This is a genomic window from Endozoicomonas sp., from assembly GCF_051008435.1.
Classification (GTDB): Bacteria; Pseudomonadota; Gammaproteobacteria; order Pseudomonadales; family Endozoicomonadaceae; genus Endozoicomonas_A.
This window is the reverse complement of record NZ_JBPCXO010000132.1, coordinates 1-7,391: the sequence shown is the minus strand read 5'-3', so window position 1 is coordinate 7,391 and position 7,391 is coordinate 1. Positions and strand designations below refer to the sequence as shown.

4 protein-coding genes are annotated in these 7,391 nt (G+C 48.2%); 1 reads left to right on the top strand and 3 read right to left on the bottom strand.

Features of this window, described 5'->3' with window-relative positions:
* The first annotated feature begins 25 nt into the window (after positions 1-25).
* Positions 26-1,438, top strand: a complete 1,413-nt coding sequence (locus ACR2PX_RS06105) for an NAD-dependent succinate-semialdehyde dehydrogenase (protein WP_433998473.1) — start codon at positions 26-28, stop codon at positions 1,436-1,438.
* 60 nt (positions 1,439-1,498) lie between these two features.
* On the opposite strand, the gene ACR2PX_RS06100 is transcribed toward ACR2PX_RS06105, so the two are convergent.
* The 3 genes from ACR2PX_RS06100 to tamA form a co-directional block, all read right to left on the bottom strand.
* Entirely contained in the window at positions 1,499-1,780 is a 282-nt protein-coding gene (locus tag ACR2PX_RS06100; RefSeq protein ID WP_433998472.1) for a pyrimidine/purine nucleoside phosphorylase, read from the bottom strand.
* 88 nt (positions 1,781-1,868) lie between these two features.
* Complete coding sequence (tamB, locus tag ACR2PX_RS06095; protein WP_433998471.1) at positions 1,869-5,162, bottom strand: autotransporter assembly complex protein TamB; 3,294 nt, start codon at positions 5,160-5,162, stop codon at positions 1,869-1,871.
* A complete protein-coding gene (gene tamA / locus ACR2PX_RS06090) occupies positions 5,159-6,892 on the bottom strand; it encodes an autotransporter assembly complex protein TamA (protein WP_433998470.1) in 1,734 nt (577 codons plus the stop codon). The genes tamB and tamA overlap by 4 nt, the downstream gene beginning before the upstream one ends.
* Positions 6,893-7,391: the final 499 nt, after the last annotated feature.

Genomic DNA, 7,391 nt, shown 5'->3' with positions numbered 1-7,391 from the left:
AAAGAACGGCCCAATTATTCGATGAATTCGATTAAATAGGTCAACTATTCTCACGAATCCATCGAATAATTCGACTCGTTCTACTGAAATTTATGCTCGAAAGCATAAGTCCGACAGGCTCCTAGCTACTCAAAAGGCCATTGAGGCGGCAGAAGAGGCCCGGCATGAGTGGGCTGGAAAAACAGCTCAAGAGCGGAGTGCTGTTCTCAGGCGTTGGTATGAGCTGATGATGACTCATACTGATGAGCTGGCTGAAATTCTGACGTTGGAGCAGGGAAAGCCTCTGTCTGAAGCCAAAGGGGAGATTCAGTATGCCGCCAGTTTTCTGGAATGGTTTGCCGAGGAAGGTAAACGGATATACGGCGATGTGATTCCAACACACAAGTCCGACGCCCGCCTGATGGTTATAAAACAACCTGTAGGGGTTGTTGCTGCAATCACCCCCTGGAACTTCCCAGCGGCCATGATTACTCGTAAATGCGCGCCAGCCCTGGCTGCAGGATGCTCGTTTATTGTCAAACCGGCACTGGAAACACCCTTTTCAGCATTGGCTTTAGCGGCTCTGGCTGAAAAAGCCGGTGTGCCAGCCGGTGTTTTCAACGTCATTACCGGGAAATCTTCAGCCATTGGTAAAGTGCTCACTGACAGCAACCTTGTTCGAAAGTTGAGCTTTACAGGTTCTACTCACATAGGAAAGCTGCTCATGCAACAGAGCGCTGGTACTGTGAAAAAAGTCTCTATGGAGCTGGGTGGCAACGCACCGTTCATTGTTTTTCCTGATACTGATCTGGATGCAGCGGTTGAAGGGGCCATGGCGTCCAAGTTCCGCAATGCCGGGCAAACCTGTGTCTGTACCAACCGTTTCCTGGCGCATGATGAGGTTTATGATCTGTTTGTTGAAAAGCTGACGGCGGCTGTCAATCAATTGCAGGTTGGAAATGGTCTGGATAGTGGCGTAGATCAGGGGCCGTTGATTAACGCTGCAGCGGTTAGCAAGGTGGCAGAACATGTTGCTGATGCATTGAGTAAAGGTGCGAAGATCACAACCGGTGGTGGGCCTCATTCTGAAGGCCAAAACTTTTACAAGCCCACTGTTGTCTGTGATGTGACTTCCGACATGCAAGTGGCGGATGATGAAACCTTTGGACCACTGGCCCCCGTTTTTCGTTTTGGCACTGAAGATGAAGCCATCATGATGGCTAATGATACGGAGTCAGGTCTGGCTGCCTATGTTTACACCCGGGATATTGGCAGAGTCTGGAGAGTCAGTGAAAAGCTTGAATACGGTATGGTAGGCATCAACGAAGGTATTATTTCTACAGCTGTAGCGCCTTTTGGTGGTATCAAGGAGTCGGGTACCGGAAGGGAAGGTTCAAAGTATGGAATAGATGACTACGTGGAAATCAAATACCTGATGATGGGTGGGTTGGGTTCCTGATGATCAGTGGCCAAATGGTTCAGGCTTTAATCAAAGGATTAAAGCCTGATAGCTCGGGACTTACTCATAAGTGCAAAGGTAAGCGGTGTCGCTGGCTACTTTTAATTGAAAAGTCTTGTTGGCTTCAACAATAAAGTGTTCGCTGGCTCGGAAGGTTTTCCAGATATCACTGTCAGGCAACTTGACGGTCAGGGCTCCACTGATAACAGTCATGGTCTCTTTCTGGCTTGTGCCAAACTCATATTCGCCCGGTGCCATAACACCTACGCTGCTAGGGAGCTGCTCACCCTTGAAGGCGATGGACTTTACCTGCCCTTCAAAATACTCATTGATTTCCAACATACTACTTCCTTATGCGATTTTTATTGTTTGCAGCTGGAGTATATATCGACTTTTTCAAGGTCACAAAGCTAAACCAGTTATCAGTTGTTTAGTCATGTTTGATGGTAAAACGGTAAAAGATATCCACAGCCTGAGCCAGACCACTGACGACCTGTAGATAGAGTCTGGGCATCAGTTCGTATCGGACTTTTACTTCGCTGACTGAGCTGAAAACACCGGCACCGTATTCAAGGCGCAGACCTGGGGCTATATAGCCGCCAATAGTGATCTGGGTGTCATCTCCGCTGCCTTTGGTATCAAGAGAAACATCGCTGAAGCCAAAGGTTTCTCCAATAGAGGTCGCAATGCCGCCAAACTGGGAGACGCCAATGCCGACCAGCATGACCTGGGCACTTGAGCTGTCATCCCCCTCCAGCCCCTTGCCTCGAAGCAGGTAGGAGAGCTGTTCCTGCTGTGGCATCTCCGGGCTGGAATACACTGTCCACTCTGGTTTTTTTACAGGTCCGCTGACATGTATTCCAACCTCTACGTTGTCTTCAATGGTATCCGGATTTCGTATGGCATTGACTAGCAGATAAGGGGAATCAATAGGTCCCTGAAAAATGATCTTTCCTTCCTTGATCAGTAAATCCTGACCCAGCTGACGGTAACGACCTTCAATCAGCTTAATAGTGCCATGCCCTTCCAGTGGCTTATCAGGCAATTGCAGAAGATCCAGGTGTCCCGTAAGTTTGGTTTTAAGGCCGTATGCATCCAGCTTGATGTCATCTCCCAGTGCGACCCGAACCTTCATTGAGAACCGCTTACTGGCCTGTTCATGCAGTTCTGAAGTCTGTCCTTTCTGAATGATGATTACGTCGTCTGAAACAGAAACGGCACTTTCCGGAAGGCTATTGATATCAATGCGACTCCAGGGGATTCTAATAATTCCCGTCAATTCAATCTGGTCAGACAGCACCAGTTTTAGATCAGGTGAAACTCTGATTTCACCGATGCCAGGGTATTTAACATCCAGATCCTGCCCTTTCAGTGTGATGTTTCCGGAAGGTTGCTGGAGATCTTTCCAGTCCAGTTGACCTCCCAGGTTAAGAGAGCCCTGACCCACCTGCATCTTGCCCTCTACAGTGCCGGAGTCCCCTTGAACGTTCAGATAGGTATTGAGCTCCGAGATGTTGGCAATTTCCCGGGTGGTATTGGCATAGCCATTTTCAATGGCCAGTCGGCCATAAAAGAGCGGTTTGCCCAGAGTGCCCTCCAGCCGACCCTGGGCTGAAAAAGTACCATTCAGGTCACTGACTTCAGGTAAGAAAGGCGCAAAAATTTCCAGCAATAACTGATCAATATTCAGCTGGCCACTGAGGTTTTTCTGATCCTGAAGGTCATCGACAGCGACAGTAAGACTGCTATGCCCGAGCTTATCCGAGAGAAAGTTTAAAGAGCTTCGTAGCTGGTTGTTGGCGATGCTGGCGGTTACGGCGAGCTGACTGTAGTCACCAGTGAGATCATAGGCCTGAAGTGTTCCGGGAGTGGAGGAGAGTTTCAGAGCCAGCTCCGGTTGATTATTCTTCCAGCTGACCTCGCCTTCAGAGGAGAGGAAAGCCTGCCAGTCAAACTGTGCAGGAAAAAAGGCCTTAAATCGTTCAGGAGCCAGTTGCTCAATGGTGAAGGAGAGTTGGCCTGAAGCCTTACTCAGATGGCTGGATTGGGCACAGATACTGGAAGGAGATGATTCCAGGCAAAGCTGAGAGAATGATGCATTGGTAGCTGAGGCAGTGATATCTACAGGCTCTTTCAGTGACCAGTTTCCGAATCGGGTATTCAGATCGCTGCGAATCAATTGACCCTGCCACTGTTCATTGTGGTAGCTGCCCTTTACCGAGATGAGGCTCTGAAGCTCTTTGCCCTGAGTGGTGACTCGAGCCTGGTGCTGCTTTTCATTACCGCTGGCTTCCAGAAGTATCTGGTTGAGTTTTTGGGAGCCCTGATTCAATGTCTCAATGCTGATGCGAGTTTGACCAAGAAGCTGTTCTTTTTTCTCTATATTGCCTTTTGCAGAGAGACCCTGAATGGCAGTGTCCAGATATTGAATGGATGGACTGGACAGTTGAAAGTCCAATCTGGGTTGCTGTTTGTTGCCGGATATATTGATTGAGCTTATCACTTTACCCTTCAAGCCAGGATACAACTCTGCCAGTTTCGATGCGTTAAGCTCAGCATTTATGTTCCACTGCTCATCAAGGTGACCGCGAGCGCTCAACTTGTTCTCGCCCACTTCAGCAATGAAATGATCCACTTTCCATTTAAAAAGACTGTTGACGTCTAAGGTGCCAGAGAGCGAAACAGGCTTGTCCCTGAGGTCTCCGGTGATATTCATTTCGGAAACCACCAGGTGCCAGATCTGACCTTCCAGATTGAAGCGGCTTTCCAGTATTCCGTCGAGCGTTCCCGGGTACTCAGGTAAAAGGTTGGCAGTATTCAGACTATTGAGATTAATCTTTCCCTTCCAGGCAATCCCTTTTGTCCAGTCGAGTCGGCCTGAAACATCCGCATTGCCTTCGGGCGTTGAGAGGTTGAGACGTTCAATAGCAATGTGTTCAAGGCCTCCCTGAGCCTTGAGAGAAGCATGAATCTGAGTCTTTTGTTGGGCAGCAGGCTTTTTCTGAGCTTCAGGCGTGGATAAAAAGTTTGAAGCAGCCGTAGCTCTGGCATTTAGATGGTAGTTCTCCAAAGCACCCTGAATGGCAATATTAAGAGTTTCAGGCTGAAGCTCTCTGTTCATGGGGGCAATTTGAAAGGCGGCTTCTGCTGACAGTGGATAGCTGCCGCTCAATGTGATGGCTCCATCCAGGTTGGCTTGACCCAGCGCATGCTCAGCTTTGAATTCATGGATGGTGATAAGGGATTTTTGCGCCTCTGCTGACAGCAAAAGGTGGGTGATTTCTTCTTTAATCTCACCCTGCTCATAAGTGCCTTTGTCCAGAGTCAGTTTCTTTAAGGTGATGGGCAGAGGCAGCACAATCTCTGGTAGTTCAATCTTGTCATTGGAAGGAGCCTGTTCTGTATCTGACGCTGGTAGTTTAATGATCAGGTTTTCCAGCACCAGTTCATCAATGACCAGTTTGCCTTCAAACAATTTTCGGGGCTGCCACTGGAGCGTCAGCCAATTGGCCGTGAATGCCATATCCTGATCAACCCAGCCTGGATTTTCGAAGATCAAACCATGAGGGATTGAGCCTTTAACCAGTTCACCCTGAAGTTCGGGTAACTGAGAACGAGCCAGATTCCATAGCCAGAGGTTGCCGGTATGAGTGAGCAGTAGAAACAACACCAGACAAAGGACCAGAGACAGGGTGACCAGAGAGACTTGTAATGTTGTCTTCATATCTCTGGCCCCATGGAAAAGTGCAGCTTATAGGGGGTACCCGGTTCACTGACGGCGAAGGCCAGGTCTACTCTCAGGGCCCCAAGAGGCGTGACCCATCGAATACCGAAACCGGCTCCGGTTTTCCAGTCGTCCTTGTAGTCATTAGTGGCTGTTCCCGAGTCCACAAAAACAGCGGCGCGCCAGTGATCCAGAAACTGGTAATTGTATTCCACACTGAGCGCCGTCATATATTGGGCGCCAATCAACTTTCCGTTAGCGTCTTTGGGGGCAATACTTTCATAGTTGTAGCCTCTGACCGTCTGGTCACCCCCGGTGAAGAAACGAATAGAAGGCGGAACTGTACTAACGTCGTTTATCCAGATGGCACCTTGCTCAACTCTACCGATAAATCGGTGCTTTTCTGCCAGAGTCGTTAAACCTTTGGTGCGGCCCCAAAGTTTCACAAAGTTCTGATCAGAGCCCCAGAACTTGTCGGATAACTCTGCTTTGGACATGATCAAATAGCCACTTCTGGGGTTCAGCTTGCCACCCTTGGCATGGCGCCGGGTCATGGAAATGCCGGGAATAACCAGAAAGCTATCGCCATCCTGCAAACCTTGCTTATAATTTTCGTACTGAATTCTGAAAAACAGGTCTCTGTCCCAGCCCTGTGGGTTTTTATTCCATTTATGGAAAGACGTTGAGCCCAGGTTACTCTTGGTATCTTCCTGCTCTTTGTACTGATAGCCAGCCTGGAGATCATAGAATTCGGTCAAAGGGTTTCCGTACGGGATTTTATAACTGGAAGTCAGTTCGGTTCTGGGGGCTGACAGTAAGGCCTCGTTGGTCAGGCTATGTCCCTTATCGTTGATCAGGGGAATATCCCAGGTGAGTGATAACCTGGGACCTTCATCTGTGGAATAGCCGACACCGGTTTCGATCTCATGATTCTTGTTGGGTGTTACATTGATAAAAATCGGCACATGATAGTTCTCCGTGCGATTTCTCATAGGTCGAATATCAATTTGCTGAAAATACCCTGTGGAAGCCAGGTCTTTGTTCAGGTTGCCTAACCGAACCGATCGGTATTTTGAACCTGGCTTAAAGGTCAGCATTTCCTCAATCAGGCGTTTGGTGTTCTCCGGAATTTCGCCATAAACAATGTCTCCAAAGCGGTAGCGCGTGCCTGAGTCAAAAACCAGTTCAACGTCAGCGGCGTAATCTTCCGGGTAGATCTTGACGGTGTGAGTCTGCATTTTTGCGTCAAAAAAACCCAGAGACTGAGCCTGAGTGTTCAGGGAAGACTTTAGGTCTTCATACTCACCACTGTTGAACACAGAGCCTTTTTTGAGAGGGGATCGTTTGACGATTCTTTTAAAAGATCGATTCTTTCGAGCGTCTCCTTTCAGCTCGACTTTGATGTCCCGGATCAGAACTGGTTGGCCCGGGTCGACTTCAATGTTGAGCTGTTCTCTATCCTTGTCATCCCGCTCCATAGTAATGACAGGGTGGTAGTAACCCAGAGCTTGAAGGGACTTTTGTACCGCCTCAAGAATGCTGCTTTGATAACGAGTTAACTGATCGGGCTCGATAGCGGGTAAGGATTGCAGAAAGAGTTCGGCATTTCGCTTCTGACCGTCTTCCAGACCTTTGACTTCATAAGTCAAAGAAGACTGGGCCTGACAAACAGACACAAGTGTTGAAAGCAAAAGCGCGACAATCGATAGAAGTTTATTCAGCTTACCCACTGGAGACCATTTGTTGTGAAAAAGTGGTGGGACTGCCCGATATCCTAGAAGGTCTGTAGCGGTATCTCAATAAAAAGCAGCGCATAGCTATTTATTGAGTATTTGCGGATCCTGCCAGCCTTCTCTGATGCTGCATATTGGATAAACATTCAACGACCAATGTGTCCATCTGTTTATAAACAGCTGGATTTCCTATTAGCTCACTCTGACCTGCTTGTTCTAACAACATATCGAGAGTGGGCCTGGTCAGTACCTTTTCGCGATTGAGGTAGTCTGGTTCTATGACTTTGTTTCTAAAACTCTGTTCCAGGAACGCAGGCAAAGGGCCATTCCTGTTTTTGCCAAATAGTGCTTTTTTTAATTTTTGATAGAGTTTAGGACTTACGCATTGACAGCGTGTTCCGAAATTTGATAATTGACCCAAATGATTGTTTATCAGGGATGAAAATGAGAAGTACTACTCGCCCGACTACCGCACGATGCACCCTTTCACAATACA

Bases quoted from the DNA above. Each gene is read 5' to 3' on its own strand.
- ACR2PX_RS06100 (WP_433998472.1), bottom strand. From the start codon at position 1,780: ATGTTGGAAATCAATGAGTATTTTGAAGGGCAGGTAAAGTCCATCGCC.
- tamB (WP_433998471.1), bottom strand. From the start codon at position 5,162: ATGAAGACAACATTACAAGTCTCTCTGGTCACCCTGTCTCTGGTCCTT.